Raw genomic sequence first — 20838 nt, 5'->3', positions numbered from 1 at the left:
GGTGGGTAGCTACAATGGGCATGTCTCTCCACAGGAGCTATCCTATGCCCAAACAGGTTCACGTTCTGGACGACATTCAGCTTCGCGCTTGGGTCGCGAAAGGCGAGCCGGTTGCAAGGTCGGACGGTGACGGCCTGACCTTTACGCTTTCCAAGGCCGGCACCGCGAGCTGGATTCTCCGCTACCGTCTCGGCGGCACGACCCGGCGCGAGATGACGCTTGGCAACTACCCGGACATGTCCCTCGCCGCGGCGCGCAAGCTCGCCCGGCAGCACCGGGTCGGAATCGATGGTGGCGGCGACCCTGCGCGCGAGAAACGCATCAAGAAGGCGCGGGCCGCGGCGGACTGGACCGTCGCCCTCCTGATCGACGACTACAACGAAAAGATCATGCCCTCACTGGCCAAGGGGAGCGCTGGCGCTCGCAAGCGGCACTTCAAGAACGTGATCCGACCCACGCTTGGCCCTCTGTCCGTGTCCACCGTCACTGCTGCGGATATCGTGCTCATGGTCGAACGAGTCAGGAGCTGGTCGATGGCAGAACAGATCCTGTGCTCCGCGTCGCGCCTGTTTTATCACGCGGTCGGCCGACGTCTCATCAATGCGAACCCCTGTGCTGGCATCTCGCTTGACGCGATCAAGGGGGCCAAGCCTGCCCCGAGAAAACGGGTCATGCTTGCGCCCGGGGAGTTGCACGAGATCCTGTCGAAAGTGGACGATACCGCCGGTCGGAAATACGGTCTGATCCTGCGCTGCTTGTTCGGGACTTGCGTCCGGACCGCCGAGTTCGTCAAGTCACGAAAGGAGCACTTCGATCTCGATAACGGGACATGGTGGGTCGCGCCTGAGAACGTCAAGACACGCCACGGAATGCTCGTCCCCCTCAGTCCGGCCGTAACGGAATGGATTCAGGAGCTGATGGACATGTCTGGGGATTCGGAGTACCTGCTGCCGGGGATGTACACGCGCGACGGGAGTCATATGGGCGTGACCACCCTGTGGGATGTTTTGTCGGGGCTTCAAGAGGTCAAGGCGTTCAACACTCGCTACTTCACGCCGCACGACACTCGCAGCACAGCGAAAGGCCATATGCGCAACCTCGGGGTGTCGAACGAGATTAGCGAACTGGCCTTGAACCATAAACGCAGGGGCATTGAAGGGATCTACGATGTGCGGGAAGAGGTTCCTGAATTGCGCGTCGCGCTCGAATTGTGGTCCGACTTTCTCATACGTTGCGAGCGAGGGATTACGAATATTGTGCCGATCGCTGCCGCGAGAGCGTGAAACGAAGGTGCGATGCTTAACGTAATGGCCTCCTGCGTGACTTTTCGCACTCACGTCGCTTTAAGGTATTCAACGTCGAAGTAATGGAGCCGCCTTGCCTGACGGGGCTTCGCACACAGACCTACGCCAAAACCTACGCCGGATCATCTCGCGACACTTTGATATTTTGATGTCGCATTTTGGCAACAGAGGCGATCACTTGGTAGAACGCGTTCGGCGCAGACCCAATACCCACTCGATTCTCGAACCAAGTAAACGTGATGGCGTAAGCTGTCCCTTCTGTCTCTGGCGGCTTACATTACGGAAAGTGACGACGTCGAGAAGTCCCGGTGCTGTAGAGCTATCTGAGGCGGTCCATTAACGTCCAGACGTCCATCAAGGAACCCATACTTCGCGCGCAACCACCGTCACGAACCGCTGCCCCGCCCACGAATGACGATATCGCGAAAGCCGAACCGTCGCCAATCCCAACGGGCGCCCAAACTCCGGGTATGGCAGGCTCAGACTCCTCCACCTGGGAACCCTCCGCCTAGTCTCATAGACAGCCGCCAGCATGGCTCCGGTCGGCCACACCTGAGTCATGCCTGAAGCTCATCGGCCCCGCTCCCCTCTCCTGACGTGTCCTCACGGCAGCCGTCGCCAGACGTTGCCGTGGCGCCACCAGTCACAGAGCCGTCACGTCGACTCTTCATCATCGGACGCCGAAGCGCGCCGAAAGATGGTGACCGTCCGCTTGATCGATGTTCCTGCGACCGTGCCGACCGCCCTTTGGCCGGAATCTTCCTCGAACAATTCACCCCAAGCCTCCGTTATATTGCGTACGACCTCCTCAGCCAGGTTCGACTCTCGCGACCTCGTCTGATCGGTAATCGATCTCGGCCATGATTGCCTGCCCACCTTGAGGATAGACCCGTCATGCCTGGGGACCGTTACGATGTCTTCACCCACCTCGAATTCGTTCTTGAATTCCCGTGGATGAACGTCATCCTCCTCCTCGTCATAAGAAAATTCTCCATCGAAACAGATGATCAATTCATCTGTCTCGGCGAGCCGACTGCGGAATTCGTCGGCTGTCAACCATGCATCGTACCCCCAACAGACGATCGGCAGTCCTGCCAGTGTGCCACCGCACTCCAGAACAATCTCCGCGCAATTTGCCTTGACCGCCTCGTCCGCCTTGGATGCCGCAATAATGCGAGCCTGTTCGCTCGCCCAGTCCGCGAGACGGTTCGCAGGTACGACGGGGAACGCCGAATCGCGCGCCGCGGTCAACGTCTCTCCCACAAGCAGCCCCTGGACATTCGCAAGCCTCGCAGCGCGAAGACCTCCAACCGTGACCCATCCGCCGTCGTACCGAAAGATGCTGCCGGGCTTGATGTACGCACGGCCTAGAGGATTGCCGTCGTCTGCCAAGATTGTCCGGACCCCGGCGTGCTGCGCGGCCCGGCTGTGCTCCCTGTCGCCGACCCGCGTATCGGTTAGCGGATCCAGCCGCGATAAAAGCGCGTCGTCGGCCAATGCGAGCCAATCTCCCGATCCGATCGCTGGCGTGAATGCTCCGTTCTCCTCCACGTCGATCGACACCGCGACACTCGGGGCGATCGACGCAACCAGCTGCTTTAGCGTCAGGACGCTGTCAACGTAATTGCTAACATGGAGCATCCCGCCCTTGGCGCGTGGATCGGCCTTCAGGCGAACTTCGATGCGCGTGCCTCCGTCCAGTGGGGCGCAGCCTCGCTCAGCCGGAGACAGAATCGGTCGGGAGGCCGTGCCATCCCGAAACTCCAGCACACGTGCGGCCTCTTCCCCTTGATCAAATCGTCGGGACGTAACCCGCACAACCGATCCAATCATGAAAATGGAGAAAAAGCCTATTCCGTATCGTCCTATCGCGTTCATTCCCTTTGCGATCAGGCCAGGAAACTCCTGGGTGGCCAGGCCTGAGCGCCAGAACGAAGTGCCGAAGTCGATCAACGGCCCGGTCAAAACCCGCTCGGACATGCCGATACCGTTGTCCTCAACCGCTAGCCAATGGCCGTCCGGTTTTTGTGACAGCGATACGACAATATTGCCCCAGTCCTCACGGCGCCCCTGATAGCGACGACGCGCCTGAACCGCATCGGCGCTGTTCTGGATCAGCTCACGAAGTACGATCGTTGGGTCGTCGCCGTAGAGCTTGGCGCCGCCCAGTGTCTCAACAATCTTGGGTATATCGGAGACTCGTAGCCTGGTATCGACCGGGCGCCAGCCGCGAGTGTGAATCATACGTGCCAGTGCCTCCGGGCTGCCGGCACCCTTGACTCGCCTTGCCCGGAAAAACAGTCCCCGCGCCCTGTTTTGCATCAACAGGTCAACGTCCTGGAGCTCCTTGTCAACTGCCGAAATCGTATCGTAGGCCAGCCACCAGGCGTCTGCGTCAGCGACAGTGAATGGAGCTCCGGCCGTGAAAACGACCGCCTCATGTTCAATGTGCGGCACGGCGAGACGCTCCTGAAACGTCCAGTGCAGGGCAGACACCCCTTTGGGTTGGGTCAGCGCACGTAAAAATCTCGGTGCACGGCGCTGATCTAGATGCAGGGCGTCAGCAATTCGCAACAGGCACGCAATCTTCACCCGATCGATCAGGCTCTTCGTGCGGCTCGGAAAGGCACCCAGATCTTCCGCGAATTCCTTTTCCACCCGCGTGATCGGCCGCCAATGGCTGTGAGCGATCAGCCCGATCGTTTCACCATAGAAAAACCGAAGCTCGGTGTCATCAATCAGATAGACAGTGTCGCCGTTTGCCGATATCCAGCCCTGCTTCGCTAGGACCTCGGCCTGCTGTGCGTGCAGCTGCCGTAGCACCTCGGGTACTGCACGCTGAACAATCTCCGGCGGCGGCTCCTCTACTGCCTCCGGCCCATGTTCACTGTCACCCAGCAACGCCGTAACCGCATCTTTCCAGGCTACTGTCTGTTTTAACTGGTTCAGCCCCTCTGGATAGGCTGCGAGACTCATCGCGGAATCGTGGAGAAGGACACTGGCGCCAAACACGAATGCTTCTGCCGGACTGACTGCTATCGCCCCCTCAGACACCAGCGAGGCCGTTTCCCACAAGGCATCCAGGTGGCTCACATCATGAACCGTCAAACCCGGCATGGCCCCGGCAATCTGGGAGACCAGAACGGCTGCCTTCTCGCGCATCGCCAAATACCGGTCGCGAAAGTATTCCTGCTCCACGGAAGTGACATCCGGCAAAGGATTGATGAATGCATGGCGCCACAACCAGGTAAGCCGAAAATCTGTTGGAGATGACATGTTGTTTTCCTTTTTTTCCATCGAACTCGTGTTCGCAGGCTCCCGTTACCCCGCGATTTCTGGCGCTTTGCCCTACGCAAGCCCGCTGTCGCGCAACCACGCGTCAAAGACCGATGGTGTGAGGATCAGAGCCTTGACAACAATATCCTTTCCGGTGATATAGCTTTGCGAATCGCGCCCATCCCACGCCTCCTTGCTGCCCGGACTACCCTCGAACACGATCCCCACGGCAAGCACATCGCCTGCACTGTCCTGTGCGTACACAGGACCGCCACTTAAGCCGCTAAAAAAGAATCCGTGCTCTTCCTCAAGCTGGGAATGCAGCGTAAGCGTGCCCGGATGCACTGCGCCATTTTGCTGATAGTGCGCATAGACTTCCAGCATCGGAACTGCAACCTTGTCACCGATAAGCGTTTTGTGTTCGTTCGGGTAACCGGCAGCGAGGCACAGTGCTATTTCATCCCACCGGGGCTCCCGGATCGCGTCGAGATCGATCGGATGCTTTTCCTTCGTTTGTTGCAGATGATCCCAGTAACGCTCACGCATTGGAGCGATGGCGATATCCGGGCCGACACGATCCGGCCAGCTCGGGCGAGGTCTGCGAAACGCGGATCTGATTCGGGCATCGTTGCCTGGATCAACCTCGCCCATTGGCATGAACTTCTCTGAAATCAGCGTCGGGATCGGATCCGGCAACGATTGCCTAGCCTGTTCGATACCATCCTCGACGACATGCGCGGCTGTGACGACATAGATATTGCCGTTTCGCTTCACAAATGTTGCGGTTTCGTTCGGCGAAGTTTCGTTATGGCCACCGAAAAAGGTAAAGGCTGAATCCAGAATGTACAGAGGATCCGTGTTCGAGCGGGCACGCTTTACGGTTGCCTGCCACTGGCTGTTGGGGCTTGCCGACATCGGCGTTTTCTCCGGTCTTCCATGACAATCATTGTGCAGACGCTTCGCGGAAGCAGCTCGTGGAAGTTTAAAGGCTGGACACTGCAAATTGAACCGACGGCGGTATGCATAAAAGCCCGGCATGTGGGTCGGTGGCCTCGTTCAACTGGCTGCAAGAGCAGCAACGCGGGAATCAAGCGAGCCGCAACTCTCTCGCGAGCGTTGAGAAGTCTCCTGCGCCGCCCTCTGCGTTATGCGACAACTGAATAGTGATTTGGCAACGCACGAAACATGACCCGGCGCAACAACTCTTCCTTGGTGGACGTACCGTAGGCCGCATCTATCGGCGATATCCCTCGGCGATCGACAAAGATATCGCATTCGCCGACGGGCACCTCGCGTTCCATGCGGTCTATCGTCACCGAGCCCGCGGCAACAGCAGACAAGCTTTTGAGCAAGCGGAAGAGGAAGCGATTGAGGGCATACACGCGACCGGAAGGCTTCGGATCATAGAGCGTGATCTGCACGCGTTGTTGCCTCGTCACGTGGTCGCGCCACTCGATCACCGCCTTTTGCCTGCGCGCATCAGTCGGGTCGAGTAGCTTCGCGATGACGCGCTCGTGTACGCGCTCCAGTTCCCGGAAAACCAGTTCGGGCCTGTACCCCCACATGAATGCGCGCGCAGCGTTGTCCTCGGCAAACATGATGTCACGCAGCCCTTCACTCCAGACCCTGTCATCCGGCCCGACAGCTGACTCCAGGGCTTTTACGGCTATCGAAAGATCATGGTAATCCGGAAGAAAGGCAAAACGCAGCACTTCCTGCAATCCGCCATCTCCACCACCCGCGATGAACACCTTCGCATTGGTGCAAGCGAAGCGCGCGAGATCCGTCTCGATCGTCTGGTATCCCCAGAACGAAGCATCGACGGCATACCCGTCCGTGATGACCTTCTCCGAGCCAAATCCAATGGCATATACAACTGCCCTCGTATGGAAATCCTTGCGCGAACTCCCAAACAGCTTGATCGCGCGAGGCACGCGTACGAGAAGGCTTCCCCTTCCAGCCCACGTGATACCGTCGTCCAACGGTATCTCCATGCCGCGCTCGATATGTAGCGTGCTGGTGTGGCTTCGCTCATAGGCCATTACCTGTCCATTCAGGCTGTCAGCAAGTTCACGTGCCGAGCATGCCTTATCCGGGAAGTGCAGGATCGACGACAAGCTCGATACGTCGGGAGACGTGTCCGGAAGCACCGGGAACGCATGAACATTAAAATGGTTCGCCGGCCAGTCGTACACGGTCGTGCTAAGCAACCTGTCTGTTCCATTTTGCAGCAGGGAAAAGCACTCCTTGCTCTTTTCAACAACCAGCGTGGTTATCCCGGCCTCTGCGGCCGCGAGGGCCACAGATATTCCGCCAACGCCCCCACCAATCACCGTCAGATCGACGTCAACGCGTCGATCGGCATAACCCGTTGCGGTGGCAGGTCTTTGCTCGAACAGCCTTGCGCCGACAGCTGCATGCACGAGCGTTCTGGCACGAAGGACCTGGTCCCGCATGCTGATATACGCAAGACCACGGTTCAGGCCGAACTGGTTTGGACCAATCTTGAAGGCAAGCAGCGCCAATCCGTTGTCAGCCAGAATGGGCGGGAGAACATCGGTCACAGCGCTACCCCCTGCAACCCAAGGAGACGGGAAAGCACGACGGGCTCCACGCACAGAAGCTTGTCATCCGCCATCCAGTCTCGCATCGAATCCGGCAATGTCGCGCCAGCAACAAAGTCCTGCAACTGCGCTCGCAGACCCTGCGAGTCGTCGAAGGGAATGGGCGGTGGCCCACTCAGGGGCACGGGGAAGGGAACGAGCTCCCGCGCGCTGCGGGCGACTCGCAGATCGTCCGTGGCGCGGGCCGCTTCCGCCTGCCGGGCACCAAAGACGTATGTCGCAGGCGCAATTCGACTGGCGACTCCAAACTTCACAAGGAGCCGAATCTGACGGTCTACTTCGCGGACCAATCCGATTGCAGAAGCCACCTGCCCGTTATCCTTCACCACTTCGAGATAGGCAGCATCAACGAGTTCATCGCGATGATATGCCCGCTCGCTGTCAGCCTGAACAATCTGCTCCAAGAATTTCCGAATACTTTCTTCCATGCTTTTCCCCGTAAATCATGGCTCGGCTCGCTTCTGCCTTTCTAGCTCACCGGCCAACCAGCACGTACCAGCGGTGTTTGTCCCGCTCAGCTCGCATACCTCATTGCGAGACCGTCGTCCGGTTTTCCGCTCGGCAGCAATTATCGCCGATATCAGGCAGTGAGTCTGTGCTCCGCTCTTGGGACTGCTTCAGAAAGGCGACCGCTGCATCAATGAAGTGGCCAGCGCCCGACGACACGCTAAAACATACGACAAACGAAAAATATCAAAATAGAGCAGCACCACAGCAAGACGGTCACGATGGCGAATATGGCGGCCGCGGACATAAAAGGCTTCCCATCGATATTTGACAACGACACCAGCCAATTTTTCAACGCGTCCACATTGATCGCGGCTTTTAGCAAAAGTGCTCCCCCCAGGTGAAGCCAGACCCATACCGTCGTCAAAATGCTGGACAGAAAAAACAGCCCTTCCGGGAACGCATACACCACCTCTGTTTCACCGTTCTCGATCCTGAACTGGCCGGGTCCATCTGGAACAAGCGTCGCATCGTGAACGAGCCGGTTTAGCAGATCCAGCCCGGAAAAATTGAATATCCAGTTTCTGACCGAATCGACAATGTTCTCGAATCCGGAACCAACGAAAATCCATTTCGCCACACTAAACATCAGGTAGAAATTCGCCGTGACGAGAAGCACGTTTCCCGCTACGACAAGCCACTTCGTGAGTGCGCCGGCGGAGACCGATACAAGCAGCAATTTCCTCGTGACTACCGTCGAAAGAAAGTCCGCCAGTACTCCCAAAACTGCGAAACCCCAGAATCGTTTGACCACAAACGGGGGAAACGTCCCATCGAAGAGCCACAGGCGGTGTCCATACATCAGCCAACTGATCACCAGAAACGTCACCATCCACCCAATACTGATCGCAACAGACACAGACACAGCGCGCAATGACAGCATACGGGAGCCGAACACTGCTTCTGACGACAGCGACGCAAGCACGTAGGCTTTGGAAAAAGACGGAGTCGCAGCCAATTTCCTCAACTCTGCTGCAAATCGCTTTCCGATACCAGGTTGTACAGCGTCTTCCGCCACTTTCGCCATCGCAAACAGAAATCCGATGGTCGCGGCTATCAAACCGAAGGTCACCCGAATGAAGTCAATTGTTGTCATTTCTTTTTCTCATACGCCCCGAACGCGCTTCCTAAACGGTACGCATACGATCAAACAAAAAAAGCCGAATTGCTCTGGGAAACTGCGAATACGGATTGCACGAGCATCACGTCTTCACAAATCACCGGCCCCTCCTTCGAAGCGCCTTGAACTACACAGTTTCGGCAACGGTCTTGTTGAAACCTAATGCAAATTTCCGTCCTGTGGTACGGCGGGAGCGGCATCCAGACAGGCGCCTTTAGCGAGCAATCGAAGCATCTCGCGAAGCTCTGGAGCCATACGCACCGAGACAGCCCCTTCTGCCGCAAGCAGTATCTCCGCAACAGTCGCAAGCTCAAGGCGTTCGACAGCCAAAGCCTGCTGGATCGAGGGTATCGTAAACCTTGGATTCCGAATGGCAAAGCGATTTTCGATAGCCCTCTGCCATGCAGTGCGCGCCCAAGGCACTAACTCTCGCAAGACGAGAAATGAGAAGGATGACTGCCGTACAGCTTGAACAAATCGCAGCGTGACGATAAATAGCTCATCGGGTGTCAGCGAGTCGCGCGTGATGACGGTGTGAACCGCGCGGCACACAAATACGCGAACGTGTTCGATCGTCCCGCCATCGTTCAGCATAACGGCAATGAGTTCTCTGGCCGCGTCAGCACCAGACTTCCCGACCAATAACTTGCTCAGCTCCGCCAGCGGATCACACTGCCGATTCATTGCAGAAAACATTCCGAACGTGAGGATTGCGTCCTCGATTTGGCGCTGGATTTGCGGTGCGTCCAGCTGTATCGCGCTCGCCGACGGGACTGAGCCATATGTGGGTTGAATGAGGTTGCCTTTGCGCAACTCCTCGGAATGCATTGCCAGATAGGCCAGAGAATCGGTCCATGGGTGAAACTGCCCTATGAAGCCGTCGACGTCCATACGAGCCAACGCGCTCGCGACGAGTTCGTGTCGCGTCGTTATTTCCAGCGCCGGCACAACTTTTCTGTTTAAGCGTTTGATGAGATTCGCGTCGGCCACCGCCACGCCCAGATGTCGTCCCTCTATAACAGCCTGCAGGTGCCATGCTACATCCATGCTTGCACACGGAAGGCTGCGTATCGACTCCGGAGGTTCAGGGTTGCTACACATTCCCGGGACCATCACGGGCGGCGTACCGTCGACTTCCAGTGTATGTCCGGTAGTCTGACCAAACATCCACAATAAGCCATGGCGCACTACTCGCTTGCAATATTCCGCCTTTGTCGAAGTTTCCCAATCCAGAATTCCGAGCAGTTCGAGGACTTCCCCATACATCGAAACAGCGCGCGCAGTTTCCCCTCCACGATATGCTGCGAGCGCCTCATCAGCACGAAGGCCGATTTCCATTGGGCGCATCGTTTTGCTCAGCGCCTTGGAAGCGGCTTCGCGTGAGCGGCCGAACCACATCGTTGCGGCGGTCCAGTTTCCAGTCTCTGCGGCGCTAATCCCCATCTCACGACAGAGATATGCACGTTCGACGGGATCACCTTGTGCGAATCCGACTGCCTCCTCAGCAAAAGACGCAAGAGCATCTTCGTGACGTCGGTGCCGGAAATGAATCTTGGCTCGCGCCCTCGATATCACAGGATCCGTACCAGTTTCCTGCTCAGCCCGGGCTAGCACGTCGAGTGCGGCCTGTTCCTGTGCCCCATAATCGTCTAGCATGATTGCCTGAGCCACGTAGCAACGCAACGCCAACTGGGGGTAGCCCCACCGACCGGCTTGAGAGGCCATCACGGCGTATGATGCCGCTGCGCTAGACCAGTCAAGCGACTCGTTCTTTACTTCGGAAAGCCACGACGAGTTAACCAGCAGCGCGTAGTCGCTCGGCATTTGAGACGCTTCTCCGAGATATCGCTCCCGAGTTGGTCGTTCAAGGAGATCAAGCGTATTGAACAGTTGGACCTGGTCATTGACTGTCTGTACATTCGTCGCATGCAAGATGAACAGGCTTCCAGTCAGGGACACCTTCCGGCCGTTCTGTCGCGGCGCCGATGACTCTGCGTGATCGACAATCGACCTTAACTCGCGAGAGGAATCTGCGAGCTCATCAAGACGTCTGAGCGCGCCAAACCAGTTAGGCAAGACACCCGCGAGCGACGTGGAAATGAGTACCTTGAACAGCGCGATGTACTCGAGCCTCGTGTCGAATGGACGCTGTCTGGTTTGCTGAAGCAGCCGCTCAAGCGCTTGCCAAACATTTCGCGCGCCGCGTGCATCGTTTGATTGGGCGACGAGAAGCAGTTGCGCTAACCTGAGCGCCACGGACAATATGGGACTGTCGGGAAACACCTCGAAGTCCGTCGACATTCCTCTCAAGCCCGGCAGCCAGGCAGCAAGTCGTCTGCATTCCCTCTCTCTAATGGCGATCACCGCCATTGAAAACTTCAGCAGCTCCGACTGCAGCCCGCCTTCGAGCGCATACACGAACACCGCGTCCGCTTGCCTGACATCGAGACCGTTACCGGATGTCAGCTGTTGAACGGCTACGCGAAGTACGGACACTTGCTCGTCGGGGGCCAATGTGTCACGTCCGACGTTGGCGACGAGAGGCGAGTTACGGAGTTGCCCATTGCTCAAAGCGTCAATCCACGGGCCAACGAGGATGTCCAATCGCTCTCCGGGCAGATCAAGCTGGGGGGCTATCGTGGCCAGATGCACTGCGAGCGAGCGCGAAAAGCGCCCAATGAGCAGGCTTACGCGGTAAAGCAATCTTCTAGGTTCGTCCTGGAGTACCTCGGTCAAGCGTCGTCGCACAGCGCTTCGGGCGGCGTCAACATCCGGATTCGAACCCGCCGCTGATGAAAGGGTAGCGAGCTCGGTTCTCGGCCAACCGCGTGTGCGAAGTCCGGCAAGCAACGCCCGAACAAGTTGTGGGTGTCCCATCCCGCCGTACATATAGACAGGCCTCTTCCAGACGTCCCGATCGCCGCCCGCAGCTTCCACAAGGTTACCCACCTCGCTCTCATCCAGGTGCGGTATCGGAATGACCACTTCCGGGTCTGCGCCCAACTGGTCAAGCAGCTCCGCTGGAGGCGTCCGGTATGTTGTGACCAGGCAAAGGACGCCCTGCCGACGCAGGCTGCGAATCAACCTCAACAGTGCCTGGGCGGTTGCGCGATTCTCCGCATCGTTCAGGTCGTCGAGTATCAGGCCGCCTGGGAGCGTATCCGATATCTGGCCGAGCGCGCTTTGCAGGCGACGGGCACATTCATTCCCGGTGGTGTCACGAACGTCAAGGACATACCATGGTTTGCCCGTTGACCGGGCGACGAGCCTTGCTACGATGGTCTTCCCTACCCCTGTAGCGCCGGTGAAGAACAGGATGCGCTCGTTCAGGAGTTTGCCGCTCGCGAAGTTAACGAGATCTTCGCGCAAGGCCAGGCCACCTGGAAGCGACAGATCGGCCTCAGCTTCCAGTAGATTCTGCTTCGGCATGCCAGAAAAGAAAGTGCCTGCCGGCTGTTCCGACAACCGTTGAACCACGTTGTTGAATGCCACTTTGGAGACAGACATCCTTGTGTGTTGCTCGCACAATTTCAGCAGGTCCGCTCCAATCAGCCGGCGCGGCACCGGACCGACTACCGTATCGAAGATCTTTGTCAGAACCGCCGATGGAAGTGCGAAACATTCACTCGGTGCAAGTTGGAACCGCTCTGAGCCGAACTCAACAAGCAACGCGTCAAGGTCAGCCTTGATCGCCCCAAGTTCCGGGCGTCCACAGTCCCACTGAATCCGCTTCAGAAGATGTTCGCGCAGTTCTTCGTCGCTGCGCGCTTCAATGAAGGTCCTCACACGGGAGGAAAGATCGGCTTTCAGTAAAGCCGCACGCAAGGGAGCAACGTCTGCGCTCACTGCCGCTCTGCCCCAGTACGCAAGCACGCTTTCGCCAGCAATCCGGTCGTCAAGACGTCGTTCCGTGCCGATCTCGGACGTGGTCAGATACCTGAGCGTCACAGCGACATTGGGGTTTCTTTCGCAAAGGTCAACAAAAGCGTCAATTGCCTGTCGAACGTCTTCTGTATTGATGGTGATCGCGCCGCTCGGCGCAGTGTCCTTAACCTGGACGCCCCGGAGCACCTGATTGGCGAGCGTCGCATAGTCCTCCGCCACCTCGAGGTACAACTGTTGCCCTTGCCGAAGATCAACCCAGGCCAGCGAGCTGGAATATAGCTGATACGCATAGCCACGAAGCGAGGCAATCGCCTGCCGCTTTGGGTCACCTGTCGGGTCATCAGTTAGACGCGGCCCCGCGGAGAAATCGTTACTCATGTCACTCCGCATTAGCAGCCAGAAACACCGGGCAGTGGAGCCGGCAGATTTCGCGCCCGCATAGACTTGCGGGGACGCACGAGGACGAAAAGCCGCTGCTCCAACGTAAGATTCGAGAATCCAACAACACCAATGACCTCCACATAGTCTGCCGATTAGCCGCGAGACTAATCGAGTCGGGCTTCGCGCTTGCTTATCGACTCATCGCTGCCAGCAGTCGGCATCCTCAACATATCAAGTTGTATGGCGCTTTGCTGATCGGCTTCCTGCCCATCCAGCATGCCATCCGGCGTCGCTGCATCACTCGTCGACAGAGCCTGGGGCGGACGCACCACGAGCTTGCTTTCGGGAGTCTCACGCCAGATGAGGTATTGCGCGATCAACACTGCGCTCTCTTCAGTCGCCGCAGCACCAATGACGCGATTGCAGAACTCAAGAAGATGCGCGTTATGCAGGGTGAGGCGTCCCGTCGCCAAGGCAACCAGGAACTCCATAAGCGACTCGGACCGCTCACTAATCTGCTCCCCTGGGACCGAATGCAGAAGCACGTTGAGCATCCGCTCGCTCAATGCCGCGTCGCATGCCCCGTAGCTCAATTCCTTCGGGCGAGCCGCGCGTAGCAGGCAAGCTTGCAGCACACCGTCATTGAACCGGTCAAAGTTGTCCGGCGAAATAATCGAGCGTTCGTAAGCGTTATAGGACAAACGACGCCCCGGATTGGAACTCATCCGCAATTGCGAGAGCAGAAGACTCACGACGACGTACAGGTCTGCCTGCGTGGCGGCTGGAGGATGACGAGCATCAGTCAGAAGCGAAAAGTCGGACCGCAACGCAAGGTACTCGCCGCTGGCAGCAGGCCAGAAGAGATCGTCAATCAATCCTGTGCCCGGCGCCGCCTGCAACCGCGAGATTCGCGTCTCAATGTTTGCAGGGAACATCAATTCATTCCTGTCGGCAAACGACTGGATCCGGAGCAGTTCCTGAAGCTCCTTCGCCCAGCTCGCTTCCTCCTCATAGCAGTTGACAGGCAGGCTGATCAAACAGTGCATCGAAAACGTGGCTGGTCCATGTTGCCCGAATGTCAAGTTGGATCGTAGCCGGTCAGCTTCGGCCTTCGGACACATCATGTGCAAAGCAGCCAGGTATGTCGTCGAGCCGTTTTCCTGAACGTCTCTAAGCGTGCGCGAGACCGCCAGCAATTCCTTTCCCTCGTCGATGCACGCCGACACCACAACCGTCGACGTACCCGCCTCGGGTACCGCTGAGCGCAACTCATCCACCGACAATACCCTTGGTCGGCCGTCGTCCCTGAGCAAGGGACGCATCGTTTGTGCAATAGCTTCGGCAATCTCCGTGGACTGGGGATAAGAACAAGCCACGATGTGTCTTGAAGACACCGAGGATGACCGTCGCACCAGCGAGGCCCACTCCTCCCGCTTCTGGGTGAGAAAGCCCCGATTTTTTTCGGTGAGAGGCCCACTTAGGATAGGCGCAACGTTTGCGGCTATCGAAGCTATACGATCGCCCTCGTGCCGGCGGAAAGCGCAAAACACCCGCAGTCCGAGTAGAGCCGACAGCATCGGCTTCAGTTCTCCGGGCAGGTCCGTCGCCTTGATTTCCACCGAAGAGACGTTCGGTGGAGCGATAGCGAACTGGTCCCCCTGTATCTGTATACGGTGATAGTGCTTTTGGCAGAATGGGCAATCCACTTCCCCGTGGTTCTTGATAGCCTCAAGCCCCTGCCCATTTGTGCCACGGAGGTTGCAGAGCACACGCCCTGCTTCGGAATTCGAGTCGGAAAGAAAGAACAGGGTTACGAGACGATCTGGCAACGCGCCCTGCATGATGAGACGCTGTGCTAGCCCGCCCGACGTTGATGCCGAAATCAGAAACAGGGCCTCCCGCGCATGATGTTCCGCAATTTCATCAACACCATCATGAGATCGATGCGACCAGACCAATGGTTGCGCAGTTAGCCCGCCGCGAACAGCCACTTCGTAAACGAGCTTTTGCGCGACAGAATAAATGCCGGATGTGTCGACCACGACATATCGTATGGGAGCGTTCCAAAGGTACCCCGCGAGCCAGAACGCCAGCAGACAAACGTTCGCTCCGTCCTCGAGCACGTTTGACACCCGCAGGAAACGATCTGCATGACTATCAGAGGTCTTTACATAATGGGTACCTGTGGGCGCGCGCTGCTCGCCACCGCCCGCCTTGAACGCCGCGAGCAAGACCGCCTGCTGCTCCATGTGGAGAATTTCACTCGAGTCACGCCGACGTTCATCGACATCTTCATCAACGTGCCGTCCCTGCGTCTCGTCGAACAGGATGAACCGCACACCGGTTTCGATCAGGCCGACGAGGTTTTCAAAACGCCCGCGCAGAACACCCCCATCTTCGCGCACCCATTGACGAACGCGATGTACGTCCTCCTGGTACCCAACAATGTGAACTGTATCGACCGTAACGGTGGCGGCTGTTATTGCATTAACGACGGCCTCATCGAACTCCTGTAGTGTCACGTTATGATTCGCGACGAAGATGCTTAGTACCTGTTCCTGCCGGCCGGCGACGTCCTTGCTATAGCTATGGATTGTCAGTGCGTTCATGCGCCCCCCATCGGGATCAGGAACGACACCACGGTGCCCTTCACCTCAGGATAGCTGCTCGGAACAGTCGACAATCCTCTCTTCCAGTCCAGTAACTGCTCCTTGGGCACGCGCGCCCCATCGGTCGTTTCAGTTGACGCAAGGTCAAAAGCAAAACCGAATTGTCGGTAGGCGTGTATCGCGTTCGTACGCACGCTGATGAACCCCCGAAGTTGTTCGAGGCTCATCAAGACCTTCCACAGACCAAAGCCACGGCCGTTCGACCCTGTAGTCGTACGGCCCTTCTGAAAACAGCTCAGTACGGCGTCAAGCTGCGACTTTCCGTCAGCAAGAACCTTCCGCTTTCCGATCCATCTTGCAGCCATCCCCGGACCTGAATCGATTACGCTGATCTCCAGAAATCCCCCAATGGCTGGGCGCGGAGAAATGCGAACACCCGGCTTTGGCTCGCGCTGGACAAAGGACGCAAGATACCGCTCCGCCGGTGTTGCGGTCGGGAGCCGCAGAGTGGCCAAGGCAGACTCAACTTCGTCGATCGGATAAAATCGCGAGTAAAGGCCTCTTACCGATGTCTGAACGTCAGTGCCGGCCACCTCGGATCGCGCGTGATCGTGCGTGTTCTTGAAAGTCTCAAACACGATTGTCGTCAGCGCCTCCCGCAGCATTGAACCAGCTGCTTCCCACGTCGGAGCCTCGTCGGGACTAACCGCCGAGATGAACTGATCAAGCAGCGGCCCGAAGCTCTCCCAGGATAGCAGCGAGTCTGGCGTCTGACGGCTATATAACTGCCTGGGTAAGCCATACTCGTGAGGCTTGTGATCCGCGCAAAGAATAAACGCCGTACTGCCTACCGATGCCAGATCTGGCCAGCGTGATTGCTCAAGTAGAAGCAGTTCCTGGTACTTTCGTCGCCCACGTCGCCTTTTCGGATCCGATATGGAGTCAGGTAACGCCTGTAGAGCCGCGACAGCGGTAGAAAAGTGCGCTCCCCACTTCGCCAGAGACGATTCGTCTTCGCTCTCGCTGAGCACGATTCCCTTCTGCCCAACGGTGGCGACCCGTTGAGCAACCAGCGGCTCAGCTAACGCTGGCGCCCCGGCTGCCAACAGTTTCGCGAGTGCCACCTCTGCAGGCGCTACTGAATGCACCGTCTCGGAGAACGGATCAAGCCAGGCGGGTTCCAACGCATCCGTCGTCACAATACTCACCGTTTTATCCACGTCCTCTTGCGATCAGGACGGCAATTGCACATACCATCTCCACGGACGAACTTTGTGCTGTCACGTGGTGGCCGGGGGCGCGCCTTTGAATCCGAATCAGCACGCGCACCTTCGCGTATGCTGGGACAAAGAATATTGTAACCGTGAGTAACAACAGCGGTCACGCTTGACCGGGGTTTTGCCGCATGCCCTCACGCTTCCTCACGGCATCTCATTGTGTTCCTGACCGGGATCCATTGAAGGCTGGAACGGCACGGGGATAATCAAAGCCAATCAGGAAGCAGGAGGATATGCGTCATGGATCAGGTAATGCGCATGAAGGATGTCGTGAAAAAGATTGGCCTGTGTCGTGCCACCATCTACGCGATGATCAGCCGCGGAGAATTCCCGCGGCCCATCCGCATCGGCGAACGTGCAACCGGCTGGTGCGAATCGGAACTGGAAGCGTGGCTCGCGAATCGCACCGCGGCGCGAGAGCGGTCGTCGCCGGCGCTACGCTCGGGCCGCTGACTCTCCGTCGGGCACATCACGACGCGGCCACACCCAGCATCGTTCCCCGGCATCCCGACGCGCCGCACCGGCAGACATAGCTGAGCCTCGCTTCTTCATCCGCTGGATCCTCAACGGCCAGCTGGTAGTCGAGAAAGAGTTCCTCGCCGGGCACGATCGCGCTTGACGCGTGAATAAACACGCGGTTTCCGATCTCGATCGCCTCACAATTGGCGTTGCATGAATGATTCAGCCAGCGTGCGCTGTTTCCCCGACGCCCGCCGTTGATCACGCGTCCGTCCGACAGGCCGAAGAAATACGTGTGCCCAGCGGTGCCAGTACTTTCATGCTGAATGATGGCCGCCGTCCACGCGATCGTCTCACCCTTGTACTCGAAAATCCGTTCGCCGGCTTCGAGTGCCCGTAATGCGAACACGCCACGTCCATGCACGGGCGAGCGTCGAACCACTACACGCCGCTGAATGACCTGTCTATTCTCTTCTTTCATGGCCGAAGTATAGGGCGACAAATTTGCAACCTAGGTGTACTTCTTGAAGTACTTCGCCATGTTCCATACCGCAATCACGATCATGACCGACACTGGCCAGAAAAGCAGCCAGACCGGTAGCCGTACTGGCGCGACGAGCCAGACGACCGCAGTCAACGGGATTAAGCCAAACGTCAGGAAGCGCTTCGCGTGATGGTAACGGGTCGCCGACTCGTGCCCGCCCTGCGCGCGCCTCACGTGTCGCGCGACCAGACCGTCGGCCACGGCAACTGCAATCGCGAGCACGAACTGCGGAACCGTCATCACGAGCATCGCGATGCGAACGCCGAAGAGCTTGACACCGTACATCGCCACCACGAGCGCCTCGCGCGTCGCCCCCGAAAACGCCGGCCGCAGGTAGGAGCCCAGACCATGTGACGGCAGGACGCCCGCCGCCCATGCCTGCGCCGACGCATCAATGCCGGTCCAGCCAAACCAGCCCCAGTATGCGGCGTCGGCCGCGCGCGCCGCCAGCCCGGGATCGGTTGTCTCACTCAGGTAATAACGCAGGAGTTGCTGCATCCCGCCCACCGGGTCATCGCGCCACAACGTGTGCGCGGCTGCGAGATCGGCCAGCACCGCGAGAACGCTGGCGAGCAGCAGCCAGAGCGCCCCGTGGATCGCCAGATCGACCACCCAGAAAAACGACTTCACGCCGTCTGCATTGCCGTCGCGCGTTTTCGTCGCCATGGTCGCTCTTCTACCGTCAGAACCCGGTGCCCTTGCCTTCCACGGCCCAAGGACCGGAGGTCGATGTCCGCGGCCCTGCGTCCGCATCGACCGGCATGAAGGTGCCCACAGAGCCGCCGATGGCATCGGGCGACACGCCTCCGACCTCATCGAACGGTGACACCGCCTGGACATAGGACGCATAGCGGGACCGCATATCCGCCACCACATCGTCGAGTCCGGGAAGCATGATCGGGTCATGCGCCTCGAGCAGCGGCAGCCGCACCTTCACAAGCTGGCCTCCCTCGATGAGGGCGAACGCCTGACCCTTCGGCAACTGCGTCAGATCGGACGCCTGCAGCATCGGCACCTGCCGCACCGAGATCTGGTCGTGCGTCTGCGCGGTGAAATGTACGCCCTCGCCGCGCCGCACCGCGTCCGTCGCCGATGAAGCGAGCGTCAGCGACTTGACGTCCACCATCGGAAGCTGGTCGGTCAGGATCTTCGCCGTCGTCACGTACTTCACGCGCAGCATCACGAGCGTGTTGAAATTCCCGAAAATCTGCTCGGCCTTCGCCCGCGAGCCGATCTTCGCCTCGAGATCGGCGCTTGTCTGCGTGTAGGCGGTGACCTGGTAACCGGCGCCACCTGCCTTGTTGACCATCGGAACGAACTCGTCGCCGACCAGCTCGTTGAATTCGTCGGCGTGGATCGAGACGCGCCGACGGCCGCCTGCGGTGGTTTGTCCATAGCTGTGTCCATACTTGTAGATGCGGGCCCGCGGTCGACGTGAGATCCGCAAACATCGCATTGCCCACCACGCCCGCCACTTCGAAATCCGACAGTGCGTCGAGCCCGATATAGACAATTCCGCCCCGGTCCATCACGCGGTTCCAGTCGAACACGGGCCGCGGATCATGGGGATCGTCATAGTCGGGCGACAGCAGTTCCGAGGTCCTCCCGGTGGTGAGCTTTTCCAGGAGCGGATAGAGCGATGACACGAGCTTGTCGAAGTAAGAGCGCTCGTTGCTGATGACCGACAGCAGCCCATTGGCGATCGGATCGGTCCAGCCCTGCTGCCGGATAAGGTTCGCGACCTGCAGTACTTCCTGGTTGCGCTGCAGACGCATCGCCTGCTTCGCCTCTTCCTTGCCCAGCGGTTCCAGCCCGTCCTCCCAGCCGGGGTGATCGCGATTGAGCCAGAAACGGAAGTACCGTAACGCCAACCCGTCGATATTCACGGCGTTCTGGTAGATCATCTCGTAGGTTGGACGGATGCCGAGCGCGCTCATCGCCCGCGCCATCACGTTCACGAAACGCCAGACGAAATCCCGGAACGCCGCCGACTGGCCCTCCTTCGGGAGGTTGCCAGCGATACGTGTCGCCACCTCCGTGATCCGCGAGTACGTGCCAATCGGGCTGTAGCGCGCCGATTTGTCCGGGTAGCCGAGGTGGAAAAACGTGAACTCGCTCTCGCGCCCGCAACGTTTCGCCTCGGCGTACATGCGCAGCAGCAGGTCGACGTCGCCCTTCGGATCGAACACGATCACGATGTCGCCGCGATGGATGTCCTGGGTAACCAGCACCTCGCACAGCCGGGTCTTGCCCACGCGCGTGGTGCCAAGCACCGCCATGTGCCCGACGCGTTCGCCAATGTCGAACCAGATGTCGCGCTCGCGCGGTTCGACGCCATGCAATGCCGGATCACCACCGACGGGCGGCAACGGCGCAACCGGATTCCACCATGCCTCGCGACAGGTCACACGCGCGATCCGGCTCTCGGGATACCGACGCTCAAGATCGCGCGCACGGTCGTACAAGTCATTGCGGGCGAGCAGCTGGCGGTTTTCGGGAAAACGAGCCTGATACAGGCGCTGCGTGTGAATCACGTTCCAGCGAAAGCCCCGCCCGACAAACACTTCCTTCGATGAGCACGGAATGTCGGCTGCGGGGATCACATACTGCGGCAAGCGTCGGAGATTGCGCTGGAAACGGATGAGCCGCCATGCCTGTCGCCCGCGAATGCGGGCCAGCGACAGCAGCGCAAGGGTCGTGACGCCGCCCGTGGCGGGCGTGAGGAGGAAAAGCGCCGGGTGGGACCCAGAGCACTCCGGTCACCGCGAACGCAGCAACAGAGGACAGCAGTTCAGCGGGCCTGCGAAAGAGGTTCTCGACCGGATACGCCATCGCCGTTGTCCCGATGCCCC

General features: G+C 58.8%; 12 protein-coding genes and 1 pseudogene. 2 read left to right on the top strand and 11 right to left on the bottom strand.

Going from position 1 to position 20838, the window contains the following annotated elements; all coding sequences use genetic code 11:
* The first annotated feature begins 44 nt into the window (after positions 1 to 44).
* The gene (locus tag OKW44_RS17815) at positions 45 to 1283 is read left to right on the top strand and encodes a tyrosine-type recombinase/integrase (RefSeq protein ID WP_018423020.1); all 1239 of its coding nucleotides are present in this window, start codon (positions 45 to 47) and stop codon (positions 1281 to 1283) included.
* A gap of 675 nt (positions 1284 to 1958) precedes the next feature.
* Here OKW44_RS17815 and OKW44_RS17810 read toward each other — a convergent pair.
* From OKW44_RS17810 to OKW44_RS17775, 8 genes are all read right to left on the bottom strand, one after another.
* Positions 1959 to 4601, bottom strand: a complete 2643-nt coding sequence (locus OKW44_RS17810; protein WP_018423021.1) for an HD domain-containing protein — start codon at positions 4599 to 4601, stop codon at positions 1959 to 1961.
* A 51-nt stretch (positions 4602 to 4652) separates the two neighbouring features.
* Positions 4653 to 5495, bottom strand: coding sequence for a hypothetical protein (locus OKW44_RS17805; RefSeq protein WP_018423022.1), 843 nt, complete (start codon positions 5493 to 5495; stop codon positions 4653 to 4655).
* Positions 5496 to 5725: 230 nt separating this feature from the next.
* The gene (locus OKW44_RS17800; protein ID WP_026226260.1) at positions 5726 to 7144 is read right to left on the bottom strand and encodes an FAD-binding protein; all 1419 of its coding nucleotides are present in this window, start codon (positions 7142 to 7144) and stop codon (positions 5726 to 5728) included.
* On the bottom strand, positions 7141 to 7632 hold the full coding sequence (locus OKW44_RS17795) for a hypothetical protein (protein WP_018423024.1): 492 nt from the start codon (positions 7630 to 7632) through the stop codon (positions 7141 to 7143). Before OKW44_RS17795 ends, OKW44_RS17800 begins: the two co-directional genes overlap by 4 nt.
* Before the next feature lie 239 nt (positions 7633 to 7871).
* A complete protein-coding gene (locus tag OKW44_RS17790; protein ID WP_018423025.1) occupies positions 7872 to 8807 on the bottom strand; it encodes a hypothetical protein in 936 nt (311 codons plus the stop codon).
* A 183-nt stretch (positions 8808 to 8990) separates the two neighbouring features.
* Entirely contained in the window at positions 8991 to 13094 is a 4104-nt protein-coding gene (locus tag OKW44_RS17785) for an AAA family ATPase (protein WP_018423026.1), read from the bottom strand.
* 167 nt (positions 13095 to 13261) lie between these two features.
* Positions 13262 to 15706 carry a hypothetical protein gene (locus OKW44_RS17780; RefSeq protein ID WP_162634058.1) on the bottom strand — a complete coding sequence of 815 codons (2445 nt, stop codon included), beginning with the start codon at positions 15704 to 15706 and terminating at the stop codon, positions 13262 to 13264.
* The gene (locus OKW44_RS17775) at positions 15703 to 16926 is read right to left on the bottom strand and encodes an ATP-binding protein (protein ID WP_018423029.1); all 1224 of its coding nucleotides are present in this window, start codon (positions 16924 to 16926) and stop codon (positions 15703 to 15705) included. Before OKW44_RS17775 ends, OKW44_RS17780 begins: the two co-directional genes overlap by 4 nt.
* Before the next feature lie 297 nt (positions 16927 to 17223).
* Between OKW44_RS17775 and OKW44_RS17770 the strand changes: the two genes are divergently transcribed.
* Positions 17224 to 17436, top strand: a complete 213-nt coding sequence (locus OKW44_RS17770; RefSeq protein ID WP_018423030.1) for a helix-turn-helix transcriptional regulator — start codon at positions 17224 to 17226, stop codon at positions 17434 to 17436.
* 16 nt (positions 17437 to 17452) lie between these two features.
* Here OKW44_RS17770 and OKW44_RS17765 read toward each other — a convergent pair whose 3' ends face one another.
* From OKW44_RS17765 to traD, 3 genes and pseudogenes are all read right to left on the bottom strand, one after another.
* Positions 17453 to 17923: an SET domain-containing protein gene (locus OKW44_RS17765; RefSeq protein ID WP_035471953.1), complete on the bottom strand. Its 471-nt coding sequence runs from the start codon at positions 17921 to 17923 to the stop codon at positions 17453 to 17455.
* A gap of 30 nt (positions 17924 to 17953) precedes the next feature.
* On the bottom strand, positions 17954 to 18652 hold the full coding sequence (locus OKW44_RS17760) for an IncC plasmid conjugative DNA transfer DtrJ family protein (protein ID WP_018423032.1): 699 nt from the start codon (positions 18650 to 18652) through the stop codon (positions 17954 to 17956).
* Positions 18653 to 18668: 16 nt separating this feature from the next.
* Positions 18669 to 20818, bottom strand: a pseudogene (gene traD / locus OKW44_RS17755) (type IV conjugative transfer system coupling protein TraD).
* Positions 20819 to 20838: the final 20 nt, after the last annotated feature.

This window comes from Paraburkholderia lebeckiae (genome assembly GCF_050436325.1).
Taxonomy (GTDB): Bacteria; Pseudomonadota; Gammaproteobacteria; order Burkholderiales; family Burkholderiaceae; genus Paraburkholderia; species Paraburkholderia tuberum.
This window is presented reverse-complemented; position numbering and strand designations above follow the sequence as displayed.

Excerpts from the sequence above, each read along its gene's own strand:
- OKW44_RS17760 (WP_018423032.1), bottom strand. The coding sequence starts at position 18,652 with ATGGCGACGAAAACGCGCGACGGCAATGCAGACGGCGTGAAGTCGTTT.
- OKW44_RS17795 (WP_018423024.1), bottom strand. The coding sequence starts at position 7,632 with ATGGAAGAAAGTATTCGGAAATTCTTGGAGCAGATTGTTCAGGCTGAC.
- OKW44_RS17765 (WP_035471953.1), bottom strand. The coding sequence starts at position 17,923 with ATGAAAGAAGAGAATAGACAGGTCATTCAGCGGCGTGTAGTGGTTCGA.
- OKW44_RS17805 (WP_018423022.1), bottom strand. The coding sequence starts at position 5,495 with ATGTCGGCAAGCCCCAACAGCCAGTGGCAGGCAACCGTAAAGCGTGCC.
- OKW44_RS17785 (WP_018423026.1), bottom strand. The coding sequence starts at position 13,094 with ATGAGTAACGATTTCTCCGCGGGGCCGCGTCTAACTGATGACCCGACA.
- OKW44_RS17780 (WP_162634058.1), bottom strand. The coding sequence starts at position 15,706 with ATGAACGCACTGACAATCCATAGCTATAGCAAGGACGTCGCCGGCCGG.
- OKW44_RS17790 (WP_018423025.1), bottom strand. The coding sequence starts at position 8,807 with ATGACAACAATTGACTTCATTCGGGTGACCTTCGGTTTGATAGCCGCG.
- OKW44_RS17770 (WP_018423030.1), top strand. The coding sequence starts at position 17,224 with ATGGATCAGGTAATGCGCATGAAGGATGTCGTGAAAAAGATTGGCCTG.
- OKW44_RS17815 (WP_018423020.1), top strand. The coding sequence starts at position 45 with ATGCCCAAACAGGTTCACGTTCTGGACGACATTCAGCTTCGCGCTTGG.
- OKW44_RS17810 (WP_018423021.1), bottom strand. The coding sequence starts at position 4,601 with ATGGAAAAAAAGGAAAACAACATGTCATCTCCAACAGATTTTCGGCTT.